The sequence below is a fragment of the Candidatus Acidiferrales bacterium genome (assembly GCA_035515795.1).
Classification (GTDB): Bacteria; Bacteroidota; Ignavibacteria; order Kryptoniales; family JAKASW01; genus JAKASW01.
The window spans coordinates 45,033-62,005 of record DATJAY010000004.1; the positions used below are offsets into that span (position 1 = coordinate 45,033).

At 48.4% G+C, this 16,973-nt stretch carries 12 protein-coding genes; all 12 read left to right on the plus strand.

The features are described from left to right. The first annotated feature begins 142 nt into the window (after positions 1 to 142). The 12 genes from VLX91_02940 to VLX91_02995 all read left to right on the plus strand — a co-directional run bounded on the left by VLX91_02940 (position 143) and on the right by VLX91_02995 (position 16,967). On the plus strand, positions 143 to 1,687 hold the full coding sequence (locus VLX91_02940) for a T9SS type A sorting domain-containing protein (GenBank protein ID HUI29147.1): 1,545 nt from the start codon (positions 143 to 145) through the stop codon (positions 1,685 to 1,687). 71 nt (positions 1,688 to 1,758) lie between these two features. Then, positions 1,759 to 3,645 carry a hypothetical protein gene (locus VLX91_02945; protein ID HUI29148.1) on the plus strand — a complete coding sequence of 629 codons (1,887 nt, stop codon included), beginning with the start codon at positions 1,759 to 1,761 and terminating at the stop codon, positions 3,643 to 3,645. Positions 3,646 to 3,787: 142 nt separating this feature from the next. Next, complete coding sequence (locus tag VLX91_02950) at positions 3,788 to 5,014, plus strand: T9SS type A sorting domain-containing protein (GenBank protein HUI29149.1); 1,227 nt, start codon at positions 3,788 to 3,790, stop codon at positions 5,012 to 5,014. 193 nt (positions 5,015 to 5,207) lie between these two features. Next, entirely contained in the window at positions 5,208 to 8,264 is a 3,057-nt protein-coding gene (locus VLX91_02955) for an alpha-amylase family glycosyl hydrolase (protein HUI29150.1), read from the plus strand. Positions 8,265 to 8,278: 14 nt separating this feature from the next. Then, positions 8,279 to 10,111, plus strand: a complete 1,833-nt coding sequence (locus VLX91_02960; protein HUI29151.1) for a hypothetical protein — start codon at positions 8,279 to 8,281, stop codon at positions 10,109 to 10,111. A gap of 151 nt (positions 10,112 to 10,262) precedes the next feature. Next, entirely contained in the window at positions 10,263 to 11,375 is a 1,113-nt protein-coding gene (locus VLX91_02965; GenBank protein ID HUI29152.1) for an extracellular solute-binding protein, read from the plus strand. 149 nt (positions 11,376 to 11,524) lie between these two features. After that, a complete protein-coding gene (locus VLX91_02970) occupies positions 11,525 to 12,457 on the plus strand; it encodes a sugar ABC transporter permease (protein HUI29153.1) in 933 nt (310 codons plus the stop codon). Positions 12,458 to 12,459: 2 nt separating this feature from the next. Further along, complete coding sequence (locus VLX91_02975; GenBank protein HUI29154.1) at positions 12,460 to 13,359, plus strand: sugar ABC transporter permease; 900 nt, start codon at positions 12,460 to 12,462, stop codon at positions 13,357 to 13,359. 50 nt (positions 13,360 to 13,409) lie between these two features. After that, a complete protein-coding gene (locus VLX91_02980; protein HUI29155.1) occupies positions 13,410 to 14,897 on the plus strand; it encodes an MFS transporter in 1,488 nt (495 codons plus the stop codon). A gap of 205 nt (positions 14,898 to 15,102) precedes the next feature. Continuing rightward, positions 15,103 to 15,603: a hypothetical protein gene (locus tag VLX91_02985; protein ID HUI29156.1), complete on the plus strand. Its 501-nt coding sequence runs from the start codon at positions 15,103 to 15,105 to the stop codon at positions 15,601 to 15,603. A gap of 103 nt (positions 15,604 to 15,706) precedes the next feature. After that, the gene (locus tag VLX91_02990; GenBank protein HUI29157.1) at positions 15,707 to 16,546 is read left to right on the plus strand and encodes an alpha/beta fold hydrolase; all 840 of its coding nucleotides are present in this window, start codon (positions 15,707 to 15,709) and stop codon (positions 16,544 to 16,546) included. 103 nt (positions 16,547 to 16,649) lie between these two features. Beyond that, positions 16,650 to 16,967 carry a hypothetical protein gene (locus VLX91_02995; GenBank protein HUI29158.1) on the plus strand — a complete coding sequence of 106 codons (318 nt, stop codon included), beginning with the start codon at positions 16,650 to 16,652 and terminating at the stop codon, positions 16,965 to 16,967. The last annotated feature ends 6 nt before the right edge of the window (positions 16,968 to 16,973 follow it).

Here is a 16,973-nt window from a genome sequence, read left to right on the forward strand (position 1 = left end):
TTTCATTGGGAATCCTGCCTGGGCGGAATTTCCTTCAAAGTGAGGAGGTGGTACATCCATCGAGTTTTTCTGTCTAAGATCCTCCCGTGATGCGGGAAGAGATTTGAACTTATTAACAACAACCAAAAAGAGGAGTAAAAAAATGTCAAAGCGTTTCATGACATTAATGGCTGCGGCTTTTGTAATAGCAACGAGCTCGCAGTCCTTTGCCACAAAGAACGTGACGTTCCAGGTGGACATGGGCATCTACGTCCAGATTGGCTTGTTCAATCTCGCTACGGATACTGTTGTAATCCGTGGTGATTTCCAACTGATGGCCGGGGACACCGGATATTATGGCGCCGGCCTCACCAGTCACAACTGGGGTGGAAGAGCGTTTATGATGGCACCATCCATGACGAACGATTCCATTTACACCCTGACCGTGGCTTTCCCCGACTCTGCTGCCGGAAAGACGATCAATTATAAGTTCGTCATCATTAACGCGGCCAATCACTACGTTGATAGCACCACAAATGGCGGCAGTTGGGAGAGTATAAACAATCGCACGTATGCGATTACATCGGATGCCAATCAACAGATTCCGGTTGATTATTTTAACCAGCGTTACACAGCCGGAGTGCAGGCGAATATTACTTTTCAGGCTGACATGACAAATCTGATCTCCGAGGGATTTGACCCGGCTCACGATTCGATAGGCGTGAGGGGCCCTACTGCACCTCTCAGCTGGGGAAGTTCGATAACGATGGCGCCAATTTTTGGGACGCCCACCACGTATTCTGTTACGGTATCAATGACTGCTGCCGTCGGTTCATCACAAGAATATAAATTCTTCGCGCAAGGAAGAGATCTGTTCACGAATGGTGGATGGGAAAATTCAGGAGCCGGAGATGGTTGGGATGCTGGCGGCAACAGAGTCTTTACGTTCCCGTCGGCCAGTGACACAACGTTAACCGCGGTCGCCCCGAATCTCGATGTCACTGCTGCAACAACGACTGCAGACACCGTCACTTTTTCGGTCGACATGACCGGTGCTAAGGAGCGATACCACAATAGTGAGATTACCGGACTGACGCTCGTTGTCTTGAAAGGCGGTGATGCGCCGCTGACCTGGGGAGGAACCTGGGTGACTGGTGATACCGCATCGCCAAGTACAGACGTAGTTCTCGCGGATTCCGGCAACGGCATTTGGTGGGCAAAAGTAGTTTTCCCTGTCCAATCCGTTTCAGCTCTTGGTTACAAATATGGTTCGTACTTTTCCGGCGCCGATACTCTCAATGGCGGCACAGACTATATGGATAACGAGGCTGGTTTTGGTGTGAACCATAATGTGACTCTTGCTGGCACCAATCAGTATTTACACAGCAAATTTGGCGACCAAGCAACTGCCATACGTCAGAACCCGAACGGGGTCAAGCTGCCGCAAAATTATTCTCTGAGCCAGAATTATCCGAACCCATTTAACCCGACTACTCAGATCAATTATTCCATACCGAAGAACGGATATGTGACTTTGAAAGTTTACAACGTTCTCGGACAGGAAGTTGCGACGTTGTTTGAAGGCAATCAAAAGGCCGGGGATTACATCGCAACGTTTGACGCGAACAGATTTGCCAGCGGAGTTTATTTCTATCGTCTGGAAGCCGGCACATTCTCCACCGTCAAAAAGATGGTATTGATGAAGTAACCATTATCTCTCCAATTAACTATCCCGCAAAGTCGCCGAGGCTTTGCGGGATTCTATTTTCAAAAAGAGAAGTGAAACCCTCCAGCAAAGAAATAGAAGAGTCTCAAGGCCGATTCGGGTCGAGGAGGCAAACTGCAATTTTCTACGTCGCCATGGTGTTGATCCCTGTCCTTTTCTTTGTTCTTTTGGAGATGGTGCTGAGAGTCTTCAACTACGGTGATGGCTTTGCACAATGGACGAGCTACGGAAATGGGACACTCAAGTTAAATCCTGACATAGCACGCAAGTATTTTTACAGCATTCGGAACATTCCTCATCCTGACGGAGACACTTTTGACGAAATCAAAATGCCTGACTCCTTCAGGATATTCGTGCTCGGAGAAAGTGCAGCTGCCGGCTATCCTTTTTTGCCGAACGGAGCATTCTCACGATATCTTCAGCAGCGTCTCAGCCTTGCATTTCCCGCATCGAAAATTGAAGTGGTCAACTGTGCCATGACGGCCATTAACAGTTTTGCGATGCGCGATATGATGCCTGGCATTCTCAAAGAGAAACCGGATTTGATAGTAATTTATGCGGGGAATAACGAATATTACGGCTCACTTGGAGTGGGTTCTATGGAGTCATTCGGAACTTCGCGTGCCATGGTCGATATGGTATTGTACCTCGAACGGTTCAGGACGTTTCAACTATTAAGAAATCTAATGAGGGACATCGGCGGCATCTTTCTGAAGCAGCAGGAGCCATCCGGCACGCTGATGTCCCGTATTGCACGCGACCAGTACATCGGTCTTGGTTCAAAAATTTATAATGAGGGAATTGAGCAATTTGAAGGAAATATGGGAGATATCCTCGAGATGGCGAGCGAACGTCATGTCCCGGTTATCCTGGGAACTCTTGCCTGCAACTTGAAAGATCAATATCCGTTTATCTCGATCGCCGAACACGGATTTCCACGAGCCGACTCTGTTTTCAGACAGGCGAACCGAGCACTTGCGGGCAAAGATCTTGATGCCGCCGATTCGCTTTTCAGGTATGCGAAAGACCTCGACGCTCTAAGATTCAGAGCTCCCTCCGAGCTTAACGATGTGATAGAAAGTTTGGGAATAAAATTCCATGATCCTGTTATCAAAATCGATTCCGCATTTGATGCAATGAGTCCCGACCACGTCGTCGGCGATAACCTCATGAGCGACCATCTTCACCCTACTCTTTACGGATACCGGCTAATCGGTAAACTCTATTACGACGAGATGGAACAGAAAGGATTGCTCCCGAAATCCAGGCCGCTCGGTATCAACGACGGGGAGCAGGACAGTCTCACGATTGCAAAGTTCGCATTCTGCCCCCTTGATTCGGTAATAGGCGATTTTAGAATAAAACTATTGAAAAATGATTGGCCGTTTGTGGAGAAGGATGATGAAGCGTCCAAATATACTCTGCTTGGGGCAAAGAATTACATCGATTCTCTCGCCTATGAGGTCATTGAAGAGAGAAATGATTGGGCGACCGCTCATCGTGAAGCGGCAAGATGGTACGCCGAGAGGAGCGACCTTACCTCCTTTGTTCGGGTGATGAACGTTCTGATTGCCCAATATCCATCGACAGTTGAGAATTATGATTATGCTGCAGATGTACTCATGAAGTCAAAGCAATTTGATGCGGCGTACGATTATTTGAAGAAAAGGAATGGAATAGCCCACAGTGCATATTCGGATAAATGGCTCGGAGCCATCGATCTTAATGAAAAACGGATTTCATCCGCAAAGGATTACCTTTGTGAAAGCATAAAATATGATAACAGCGACCCTCAGGTGTGGTACAACCTTGCAGGTGTATACATCGCAGAAAAGGATTTTCAAGATGCACTTCAGTCGATCAATATGGCACTGTCATTGCTTCCGAATTACTCGAGTGCAATCGCTTTGAAGGAACAGTTGATTAAGGCGGTCAAATGAAAAGGGACGCAAAAAATATTTCAATTGCCGGCCGTTTTGGAAAATCCACTTTAGTTTGTCGTTCTTTCCCGGGCTTGGCGCCGCCAGGGAGACTACGACAAAACATGCGCCGACGTCAAGTGAAACTTTTGGAGGAGGAAATATGAAAAGATTGATTCTAATAATTATGATGCTCGCATGGTCATCATTTGTAACAGCGACCACTTATCACACCGTGAGCTTCTCAGGGACGCCGAGCTCTGATTTTGCTTCCGATGAAGCCGTCTCCACTTCATCCGGCGGGGTCACTGCCTACCTGACGTGGGACGCCACGAACCTTTACCTCGCTTATGCCGCTAACAATGGAGAACCGGTCGTCATTTATATAGACACCGATCCGCAATTAACTCCGACAAATGGAACCGGAACGACTGGAGGTTTTAATTATGACGGCATAACGCCGTCGTTACCATTTACGGCAAATTTTGTCGCGTTCTTGAAAAACGGCTATCAAGAATATCGAACTTGGACGGGCAGCGCCTGGAGTTCCAACACAACGACTGGGATTTCCACTTACTTTGGGACGAATACCGAAGAGTATTCAATTCCGTGGTCGACGATGGGCGGAAAACCGACGACAGTTTATTTCCTGATGTACAAAGACAACGGCGGAACCTACGTATATGGACAAGCACCTGCACAAGTGAGCGATGGAACGAATTCATCGCCGACATTCGCCTATTTTTACTCCGATGAAGTGACGACTGGAATTTCTCCGTTCGGCAGCTACGATGTAGCCCTATCGGTTGATATGTCCTCCTATTCAGCAAGTTATGCTTACAACGCAGTTACTTTGAATTGGAGAACTCAATCCGAGATCAGCAATGCAGGATTCAACATTTACCGCAAAGCGTCGACCGATGCGAGCTATTCTGGAATCGCAAGTTATGCCAGTGACATTTCTCTTTGTGGTCTCGGTACAAGTGCGACAGGCAAGTCGTACTCGTTCACAGATAGGAAGATAGCGGGCGGAACAATTTATGACTACAGGATAGAGGAAGTATCAATGAGCGGCTCGATTAGAGAATTCGGGCCAATCCGGATTCAAGCGTCGAATTCGATTCCGTCTGCGTACCAACTCCACCAAAATTATCCGAACCCGTTCAATCCATCCACCACTATAACGGTCGATGTGAAGAAAGACGGCTATGCCCGCCTTGAAGTTTTCAACGCACTCGGAGAAAAAGTCGTGACTCTTTTCGACGGCTACATTCAAGCCGGAACGCGCCCGTTTACATGGGACGGTTCAAAGACGCCGAGCGGAATATATTTGTATCGATTTACCGTCGACGGCTTCACGGCGGTGAAGAAAATGATTTTGATGAAATAAGTTTTTGTTGGATCCTTCTGATTGCATGGCTGAAGGTGACAGGGCTGTGGGCAGTTTTTTCCTGCCGCAGCTCTTTGTTATTTGTCGGTTGCCGGAAAGTTCCGGCAACCTTTAGGACATTCCGAACTGGTTCGGGGTCTTGAGAAGTCGAGATCTCGAATCGTGTTCCGGATGGCAAAAAATAGGAACGAAGATGCATAAGATTTTTCTTATCTCCACGGCGGCTTTTTTAATCGCAAGCTCTCTGTATGCCCAGGACAGCGTTGACGTAACTTTTTATTTTAAACCTACGGACAATCCAACCGTCGTTTACCTGCCGGGCGAATTCAATAATTGGGCAAACAATAACCAGGGCGTTATTGCGCCGGGTTCGCCTACTGCGATGACGAAAGATGCTGGAACGGGTATCTGGTCAAAGACTTACCGGTTGAAGGTGGAAGGACCACAATCTGGAGGCGGAGTCGCCGGTGCGTACCAATATAAGATCAACGAAAATGGCACATCGAATGGATGGCTTCCGGATCCGCTTAACCCGTATCAGAATTCCGCGGACAATAATAATTCGATGCTCTACGTGAAGAGTCCGACAGTTTTTCATTTTCTTCCGAATTCAAAATCAGGGATTGTCAGCTCGCAGCAGCCTGTGATCTCCGCGTACATTTTCCCTTCACTTGCGAGCGCAGTCGACACGTCAAGCTTCATGGTACAGATTGACGCGGTCCTATATAAAATAGCCGGAGCGGCTTACAATCCTGCAACGAATTTTCTAAGCTTCCTTTCTCCAATCTCATTGCAAAATGGCACGCGGACCATGAAGCTTTCTGTGAAGAACCTAGCGGGAAATTTGATTTCGGACTCGACCTCTTTTGTCGTCGAGGCGGGCGCAATTCAAATATTAAATCAGGGCGGACATGTGACCGTCAAACCGGGAACGACAATTCTCGGGGTTGTGGAGGATACTTCAGTTCATAACGTGGAAATTGTTCAGAACGGGACGGATACCATAGGCGTCCCTGCAAATGACGGAAATTTTTCTTTTAGCGCCTCGTACACCGAGGGACTAAACACTTTTGTTGCAGTCGCAAAAGACAGCAGCGGTGCAACGATAGTATCCAGCCCATTCACGATCACATATCTTGTCAATCACTCGCCAAACGCCGTGATCAGTTTCTCGTCCAATGGAAACTCTATAACTCTTTTCGCAGGAAACAGCACCGACCCGGATCCAGGCGAGTCCGCACTACTGACTTTTGCATGGGGGGTAGATCCATCTAATCCTTCCGTCGTAAATGGAGTTCAAGGATCGACATCCTCATCGATAACCGTTCCCCGGCCGTCGAAACCGGGTGAGTATTATTTCTCGTTGATCGCCACCGATTCGAGCGGCAACAAAGATACCACACGTTCATATTTCACGATTGATACAAACGACTCAGTGACCTTTCCGACGTACGCTTCAAATCCTCTATGGGCCAAGATGGGACGGATCTATGAGATTTTCTTCAATTCATTCACACCGCAGCAGACGATCAACGCCGCAACTCAGAAGCTGGACTATTTGCAGGAGATGGGCTTTAACATTATCTGGGTGATGCCGGTCATGAAAAACAATCAGCCGATCGATAATTCATCCGGAACCGGTTACAACATCGTTGATTTTTATACTGTGGCACCTCAATATGGTACAAATGCCGACTTCAAGGACTTCGTCGATAGAGCTCATCAACTTGGCATGAAGGTCATTCTTGATGTCACCCCGAATCAGACGAGCTACAATCATCCGTTTGTCAACGACGCACGGTTGTTCAAGACGTATTCTTTCTATTGGGGATTTTACCAGCATCAGCTTATTACCAATTCCAATTATCACCCTAACTTTTCGGAATCCATAACGAGTGATGGTTTCGTTTACTACAGCGGCTTCAGCGACCAACTCTTGAATTATAATTGGAGCGATCTCGATTCGCGCACGTACATGGAAGGGGTTTACAAGTGGTGGGTCCAGCAGATGGGACTTGACGGGTACAGATTTGATTCTTATTGGGGTCCGCACGATCGAGCGGATAACGGGAATGGCGGCGAAAATGAAATGGGAACTCCTACACGGACTCTGCTTAAGCACATCAAGCCGGATATTTTTTTCCTTGGAGAGACTGCGGGAACTGGAACGGGAACCGAGGTTAATTATGCAGACGACGGAGGGGGTCTCGATGCTGCTTATGATTGGAACATGCTTCACAACGCGGTTCAGTCGTTCAACTTCGGAAGTTCGTCGAGCGTCTCGAATCTGAATAATTATGTCACGAATGGCGGAGGCGCGTCCATGGGATTTACTCCAGGTCCGAATGCGCTGTTCATGCGCGGCATGGAGAACCACGACGAGGATCGCATCGCGTATACTTATGGCTCTTACGCCAAGACGATGCCTATGGGGACCGTGATCTTCACTATTCCGGGAATTCCAATGCTCTACTCCGGGCAGGAGGTGGGATGGGGTCTCGGTATTTCAGATTTCGATCAGCGCCGGCGAGGGGTTATAGATTGGAATAGTGCGGGCAAGTCGCTGCTGACTCCACATTACCAGAGACTCGCGTGGATTCGGGCGACGTTCGCGGGATTTTCGACACAGACGTTTGATGAATTGTCCACGGGAAATGGCTGGGTCTATGGTTACACGAGGCCCTATGTCGATCAGAATGGGATCGCTTTAGAAAATTTCGGCGGTTCACCTGCAACGGCGAGCATCACGCTTGTCGGGAGCGGAAACTCGCCGAACGTTTACTTTGCAGGCGGAGCGGTCGATGGGAAAACTTATTACATGAACGACGTTTATAACGATTCCTCTTCGGCGGTTACATTCAGCGGCGGTTCGTTAAATTTAAGCGTGACGCTTCCCGCATATGGCTCAGCAGTTTATGTCCTCAGCGATTCGCTTATAAACCTGGCCGTGCCGACTTCGGTAAGAACCGGTGACTTAAACATTCCCGAACGCTGCACGCTGGAGCAAAATTATCCGAATCCGTTTAATCCCACCACGGTCATCGGTTATCAGTTATCTGTTGTGACTCACGTAACGCTAAAAGTCTACGATGTGCTTGGAAGGTCGGTCGCCACACTGGTAAATGAAAAGCAGGGTGCCGGCACCCATGTGGCCACGTTCGACGGCTCGCGTCTTTCGAGCGGCGTTTATTTTTATCGGCTGCAAGCCGGAGCATTTACGGATGTAAAAAAGTTGATGCTGATGAAATAATGCCGAAGGATAAAGTGAAAAAAAAGAATTTGAGTCTTGAGTGTCTGCCTGGTTTCTTATCTTTTCTCCTTTTGATCTTTTCACCTCCGCCGGGAATTCTAGCCCAGAATCAATCTAGCACCGGCTCACGCAAGGTTGATACTCTCGCTGTCGTTGATGGCCAGCCGATTACGAGCGAAGATTTTCTCAACCGGTTTGAAATGTCCGTCTATCCAGGGAAGGACAACCCGACTTATCTTGAAGCCGAAAAGCGGGAGTTCCTGAATTCGATGATTGCTGAGAAACTCCTTTCGAATGCGGCTTCACGATCGAACTTACCTTACACGGAGCAGGAGGAAGAGCTTTGCATGGTGATGGAAGAGATATTCATGCGCGATGCCCTGTACCGGCAGGAAATTGTTCCGCACGTCAAAATAAGCAACGACGATTTGCTTCACGGCTTTGATATTTCCGTTTACAAATATTTGGTAGATGCCTTTTATTTTGACGACAGCGCTTCTGCCGGCAGTTTCTATTCGCTGCTGCGAGAAAATTCTAGAGAGAATATTTACGCTCTGGCCGATAGTCTCCACATATCTCATGACACATTGGAAATTCCCTATGGCGAATCGACCGATAAGATCGAAGATGCATTCTTCGGTCATAGGAAAGGTTTTGTTTCCACACCTGTAATCACGGAAGACGGCTGGGTGATTTTCAAAATTCTATCCCGCTCGTTGAACGAAAGATTTACGACCGGTTCGACCCCCGATCGGTTAGGCAGAATTCGAGAGATCCTGGCCGGCAGAGAAGAGGAACAGTTGGGCAACCTGTATATAGAATCTATGATGAAAGATATAGAAGTGAGTGTCAACTACGAAATCTTCCGACCATTGGTTTATGCTATTCGGAAGATTTTTGAGAAGAAAAATCCCCCTTCTTACGACCCGTATTATCAACTAAATCCGGCGGATCTGACGGCGCTCGCGAATAAATTTTCTTCCTATCTGGATGATCCGCTGCTGAGTTTTAAAGGCGGCTCTCTGTCTCTGCGGAAAGTTTTGCTGGAGCTTCCTACGGCAATGTTTGCGGCTAAAGATTCAACGGTCCCTGAAATCACTTTTGCGCTTCACAGTTCGCTCCGTTTTATTTCCCAGAATTATTTTCTTGTAAGGCGGGCCGATGATCTCGGCCTGGAAAATTCTCAAGAAGTCACATACAACGTGCGGATGGTTCTCGATGCGTTCAGATCGTACAGGATTGCGAACGAAATTACCGACACGGTGAGGGTGACGCAGGGTGAGGCGGATAAATTTTTCGCGGAGCACCACGATGAGGTTTTAAACTCGGTGAGACTGAAACTGAAGATGTACGGAGTCGATAACATAAATCAAGCAATCGAAGTTTTTGATGAGGTCAACAAAGAGAAAAACGATGCCACCGACACTCTTGGAGCGACCTGGATAAACGCCTTCAACCTTGGTGAGATCGGGGCTGTCCTATCTGAACTGAAGAAGGGCGACGTTTACGGACCGGTCGAGGACAACGGGAAATTTCACATTTATCAATTATTGGACAAGAAATCTTCTATCGATGATTCCGCAATTGAAAACAGTATCGAGGTTGCAAAAGAGATATTGTCGGCTCAAGAAAAAAGAAAGGCTCTCGGTAGGTATATTGCAAAGTTAGCCGAAGATGATAACGTAAAGATCTTTCCGCAAAAGCTTGTCGATGTGAAAGCGACGCCTTTTCAGATGTTGACTTTTCGATATATCGGCTTCGGCGGCAGGATTATCGCGGTGCCGCAGTTGTTTCCTCGAGAAGACTGGGTAAAGTACTATCAATACAAGAAACCTCCTGTACCATGATGGGAATCGGTGCCGTTCGATCTTCAAGGTCGTCATGAAACCTCTCGGCCACACTCTGCGCTTCTGTGCCTTTGTGCTTCTGTGTATGTGTAGTTTTTCTTGTTCAAGGAGCACTCTCGAAGATCCGCACCAAATCGTCATCTGGCATACGATGCATCCCGATGAGCAGGAAGAGTTTAACAAGATTTTGCAGGAGTACATGGCCCAAAATCCGGATATCAAGATCACGGCTCTTTACAAAGAAACCGAGACGCTGCGCTCAGGTTTTCAGATTGCCGCCATCGGAGGCGCTGGCCCGGACATTGTTTGGGGACCTTCGGATCAGGTCGGACCGTTTGAAGCGATGGGGATCATACTCCCGCTGGACACTCTGTTTGATAAGAAGTACCTCTCCAAATTTGATCCGAAAGCCCTTGTTTACGGACACGGGCATTTGTATTCCATCGCCGACAAAATCGGCAACCATCTCATGCTGATCTACAATAAGTCGTTGCTTCCCGATCCACCCAGGACAATGGATGAATTGATTGCGGACGGAGAAAAATTCGATGAGGCAACGAAGGGACACGCGCTGGTTTGGAATTACACCGAGCCATATTTTTTCATTCCTTTCCTGACCGGCTTTAACGGATGGGTCATGGACTCGCTCGGCAATCCGACTCTCGATACTCAGGCGATGATTAGTGCACTCGAATTCATGAAAGACTTGCGGGACAAATATGAAATTATCCCGAAGTCATGCGACTACGAGACCGCGGACGCACTTTTCAAGGAGGGAAAAGCAGAGATGATCATCAATGGTCCATGGTCGTTCGGAAGTTACAAACGAGCGGGGCTCGATTTCGGGGTGGCGAGGATTCCTTTCATGAAAGAAACAGGATTATGGCCCGCGCCAATGGTATCGCCGATGGGGTACTCGATCAATGCTTCGATTCCTTCGTGGAAAATTCCTGAAGTAGTGAAGTTCGTAAGGTTCCTTCTCAGTCCGCAAGTCCAGCTTGAATTCACGACGCACTTCGAGACGATTCCTACGCTCACCGAGCTTTACAATGACACGTCGGTCCAAAACAATGAAGTCATAAAAGGTTCTGAAGATGAAATGGAGGTCGGCCGGCCGATGCCGATAATTCCGGAGTTGAGGGCAATATGGGATGCCATGAGACCGAGTTATCAAGCAGTCCTTGGAGGGACCGAAACTCCTGAGCAAGCCGCGAAAGAGATGCAGAGGAGCGCGGTGCAGAAAATAAAAGAGATGAACGAGTGATGAGAGCGAGGGGTCATTATCAATTATCGATCAGCACATTATGATTCAACAAAATAAAGAGTGTCATTCCGAGGAACGAAGTGACGAAGCAATGACAGGTGCGCCGGATTTTTGCAGGCAACTGTAAGGATGTCCTTTTGGAAGAACGAGTGAAAAACGATTCGGCAGAAAAGATGTCATCGAGAGCTTTTTTTGACACGGAGAGAATTTCTCCCAACACATTCGCCTACATTCTCATGGTCCCGGCGGCGTTGGTAATGTTCGGGGTCGTCATCTATCCTTTCTTCTACAACGTCCTGCTGTCGTTTTCCAACATGAGTTTGCGCCACTTCAAAGACTGGCATATTATCGGCTTCAGGCAATATGGAGAAGTATTCAGCGAGAAAATATTTTATTCGGTTTTCTTCAAGACGTTAGTCTGGACTTTTGTCAATATTTTCTTTCATGTTACAATCGGAGTTGCGCTTGCAATAATCCTGAATAGGAAACTTTTTGGAAAGGGTGCGATTCGTACTTTGTTGATCCTGCCCTGGGCAATTCCACAGGTCATTGTTGCTTTGACATGGCGCAGCATGTTCAATTATGAATACGGTGCGATCAATCTTTTCATCGCGCAATACTTCCACATGACGCCCATTCAATGGCTGGGGAAGCCTCTTGAAGCGTTCAGTGCCTGTATAATAACAAACATCTGGCTCGGCTTTCCTTTCATGATGACGATTGCACTCGGAGGACTCCAGAGCATTCCGCGGGAGCTTTACGAGGCTGCCGACATCGACGGCGCTACCGGCTGGCAGAAATTCTGGACGGTCACCGCCCCTCTACTAAGGCCGGTTATGATACCTGCAATAACGCTCGGCATAATCTGGACATTCAATAACGTAAACATAATCTGGCTTGTGTCGAATGGAGGCGAGCCATCAGACCAAACTCACATTCTCGTTTCGTACGTTTACAAAGCGGCATTTAACCTTTACAGGTACGGTTACGCCGCAGCATTGTCTATGGTAATCTTTGCGATACTACTTATTTTCAGCCTGTTCTTTTTGAATAGGACGAGAGCGTCGGAGGCAGCGTACTGAGGATGAAATCAGAGGTCAAAAGGCTTGCCCTGAACGGAGTGAAGGGTCAAAAGTCAAAATCCCAAATTGTAAATCTTAAATCTAAGATTTCAAATCTCATTCTTTATTTCCTTCTTCTCGGCTTCACCCTTGTCGTTCTTTACCCGATCATAAACGTCTTCAGTATTTCACTGCGTCCGTCAGATAGATTGCTGTCGACTTCATTGAGAGTGATTCCCGCCGACGCTTCGTTCCACTCTTACAAAGTTTTATTCACCCAGACTCCCTTCATACATTGGTTCTTTAACTCGGTTATTATTGCCGTCGTCGTGACATTGACCGGAGTGGCGCTTGCATCGACTGCCGGTTACGCCTTCAGCCGATTCGATTTCTACGGGAAGAAAAGTGCGATGGTCGGACTTCTTGTGACTCAGATGTTTCCGCCGACGATGCTCCTTCTGCCGATGTATATCATGCTTCTCAAGCTGCACTTGATAAACAGCTACTTAGGGATAATTGTCATTTACACTTCGACTGCGCTGCCGTTTTGTGTCTGGCAGATGAAGGGATATTATGACACCATTCCTTTCAGCCTTGAAGAAGCCGCGCGAATCGACGGATCGACCCGCTGGGGAGCGTTTACGAAAGTTGTGCTGCCGCTCGCGGCCCCAGCCCTCGTAATAACCGCGCTTTTTTCATTCATGACCGCGTGGGCCGAGTACGTCGTTGCGGCTCAGGTGCTCCAGGATACGAGTCTGTTCACTCTTCCTCTTGGATTGAAACAATTCGAATCGAGCATGTCGACGGAGTGGGGCCTTTATGCGGCGGGTTCTTTAATTATTAGCATTCCCGCCGTAGCTTTATTTTTATTCCTGAGTCGATGGTTGATCTCCGGACTGACGCTCGGCAGTGTAAAAGGATGACAGACAGGTTTAAGCTGATGGCTGACCGCTAAATCAAATTTGGTAAATACATGAAAAAGCCTCGATTGAGTTTCTGGCAAATATGGAACATGAGCTTCGGGTTCATGGGAATCCAGTTCGGCTTTGCGCTTCAGAATGCGAACGTCAGCAGGATATTTGAGACGCTCGGCGCGAAGATAGATGCCATTCCGATTCTATGGATCGCGGCACCGATCACCGGCCTGATCGTTCAGCCGATAATCGGCCACATGAGCGACAAGACGTGGAACAAACTCGGCAGGCGGCGCCCGTATTTCCTGACCGGGGCGATCCTGGCTTCCGCCGCTTTGTTCATCATGCCGAACTCGCCGGTCCTTTGGGTTGCGGCGGGAATGCTCTGGATCATGGATACGTCGATAAACATTTCGATGGAGCCTTTCAGGGCTTTCGTCGGCGACATGCTGCCGTCGGAACAGAGGACCATCGGATTTTCCATGCAGAGTTTCTTCATTGGCATCGGAGCTGTCGTCGCTTCTGCACTTCCGTATATCATGACGAACTGGTTCGGCGTGAGCAACACTGCGCCGGAAGGGATGATACCTGTGTCCGTCAAGCTGTCGTTTTACGTTGGTGGAATAATCTTCTTTGCCGCAGTTTTGTGGACGGTAATTCGCTCGAAAGAATATCCGCCGGAGGAATTGAAGAGATTCAGCGTGGAAGGAGGAATGCCGCGCCGGGAAACAAATCCGATTGCTCACTCGAAATTTCTAAAAAACGGAATCGTCTGGACGATCATTGGCATTCTGCTGTTTCTGATTTTCTTTTATTTCATATACATGGATTACGGGCTCGGAGTTTTCTTTGGAGGCATAGCGGCGTTCGGATTATTACAGATTGCTGCGGGATTGATCACTAAGAGAAACGGCGCAGAGACCGGCCTGGTCGTCGTCATGAACGACCTCTTCAAGATGCCGAAGACGATGGTGCAGCTTGCGTACGTGCAATTCTTCTCGTGGTTTGCACTCTTTGCAATGTGGATATACACGACTCCGGCAGTTGCGCATCATATTTACGGCGCGACGGACACAGCCTCGGCTTTGTACAACGATGGTGCGAACTGGGTGGGCGTTCTCATGTCGGTATATAACGGCTTCGCCGCAGTCATGGCATTTGTGCTAGTCTGGCTCGCGAAGAAGACGAGCAGGAAGAGCGTCCACGCCATCAGTCTGCTGTGCGGCTCGCTCGGCCTAATGTCGTTCTATGTGATCAAAGATCCGAAGCTCCTCCTGGTTTCGGAGCTCGGGATCGGGCTGGCGTGGGCGTCGATTCTCGCGATGCCTTACGCGATACTTACAGGCTCGCTTCCCGCGGAGAAAATGGGGACGTACATGGGGATATTCAATTTCTTCATCGTCATTCCGCAGATCACAGCGGCGGCAATACTCGGTTTCTTCGTGAGGAGTCTGTTCCGTGGTGAGGCGATTTACGCTTTGCTGCTCGGCGGGCTGTCGCTGGTTGCGGCGGCGCTTCTTGTGATGAAGGTCGAAGACAGGGCGTAACAGAATACCGGAGTTTATTCCTTACCGGGCGTTGCGTCGTCAATGGTACAGGAGAAACAAACCTGTTGCGACAATTCCCCGCTGATGCGGCATCTTCGACATGAACTGACGCTATGATATTGATTGCCAGGACCGGTGACCGTAAACGGTCATAGAACCTTTGCACCATGGAATCGTCAAGATGTAGTAAAGGAGGTTGTCGAACATGCAAACGACGTTACCTTGCAGATGGAACCTCGCGACAGGAAGCCGTATTTTTTCAAGCGTGCTAGTTTTCATCGCTGTCCTTCTTATTCCCCTTGTGTTCCTCGGTTGTGATGATTACAGCTGGGTAAACCCGGTGGATGGAAGCGGAGATGATGGAGGGGTGCCATACTTTGACAACTCGGATAACGCTTTCTATTATGAGTATGACGCGACCGATTACAGTTCCAGCGCGACGTATTCTCTCACATTCTATTCGAACGACGTAACCTGTTCACTTGCGGTGGACAATTACGAATCGGGAAGCGTTACCGTGTCCGTCTTCGACGGCGGTGGAATTGCCTGGAGCGATCGGGTTTCATCCGGAGTGAATGAGTCGATGAATGTCTACGTGCCGACTCAGACGTATTGCACCATAACGTATGACGATTTTACGGGACATGTGAGTTTCTCCTGCACGGGCAGTGCTTACGTTGTCGCCGGCAATCGCGAAAAAACTTGAATTGTGGGAGGAGAATGTTAAACTAGTAAAACCAAAGCAAGAAGAAACTGTGCTGAAAATATAAATCCGTTAATAACAACACGATCCTGATTAGAATATTTCTATGAAGAGATTTTATTCCATCCTTATCATTCTGACATTTACGGCAGTGAAACTGTGGGCTGGCAACAATGAGATAAAGACCCAACACATCTCGTTTTCCTGTTCGATAGATGGGAAGAATTATCGCCTTGAAGCCATGCTCTATTTCCCTTCGGATTCCGGGAATCAACATTCGTTGATAATCATGACGCACGGGAGAAACGGACCGAATCCGCCGATCGATAAGCGGGAGGTTTTTAGATATCGGCCTCTATGTGAGGCACTGGCGAACAAAGGTTTTGTGGTGATGATGCTTGTGCGTCGCGGGTATGGTAATTCCGAAGGTCCGGATTGCGAGTATCTGGAGACTGCCGAAGAATCCGGTCTAGCAGGCGCGCAGGATGTGAAAGCCGCGGCGGACTATATGAGCACCGCACCTTATGCATCAAATGGGCGCGTCGTGGTCATAGGCCAGTCGCAGGGCGGTTGGGTGGCACTCGCGGCATCCACACTAGGAATCAAAGGAGTCCTCGGTACTGTAAATGTTTCAGGAGCTACGAATTTTCGACGTGCATCCGGGTTTTCAATAAGGTCTTCCATGGTTGAGGACCAGTTGGATAATTCGGCAGCGGCATACGGCAAATCATCGAAAGTACCGACTCTCTGGATCTATGCGGAAAATGATAATCATTTGCCTGCGACTGTAAAGAGATGGTTTGATTCATATAAGCAGGGCGGCGGTCGAGGAGAGCTCGTGATCAAACCGGCTTATGGAGACAACGGACACAAGATTGTCGGTGAACCCGATCTTTACATTGACGACATCCTGAATTTCTTCAAGGAGATCGGTTTCAGCAAATAAACTCTTTAAGGACACAGGGGATCCAGAGTTTCCGGCAGGCTAGATACGACATAGTTTTGTTGAACAGATTCCCGGGACGGAGACGCAGGTTGTCGGGAAGACGATGCAAGTAGTTCGGACGACGGTGCAGGTCGTCGGGATGAGGACGCAAGTAGTCGGGAAAGAGATGCAGGTAGTTGGGACGAAGATGCAGGTAGTTCGGACGGAGATGCAGGTAGTTCGGACGAGGATGCAAGTAGTCGGGAAAGAGATGCAGGTAGTTCGGACAGAGATAAAAGTAGTCGGGACGACGAACCTAGTCGTTGGGAAAGCCGACCTAATTGTTGGGACGACAAACCTGGTCGTTCGGACGACGGCGCAAGAAGCCACGGGGAGAAGATTGATTATGTGGAGTGGGGGGATTAGATTTTTGGGGAGATGAAAGGCG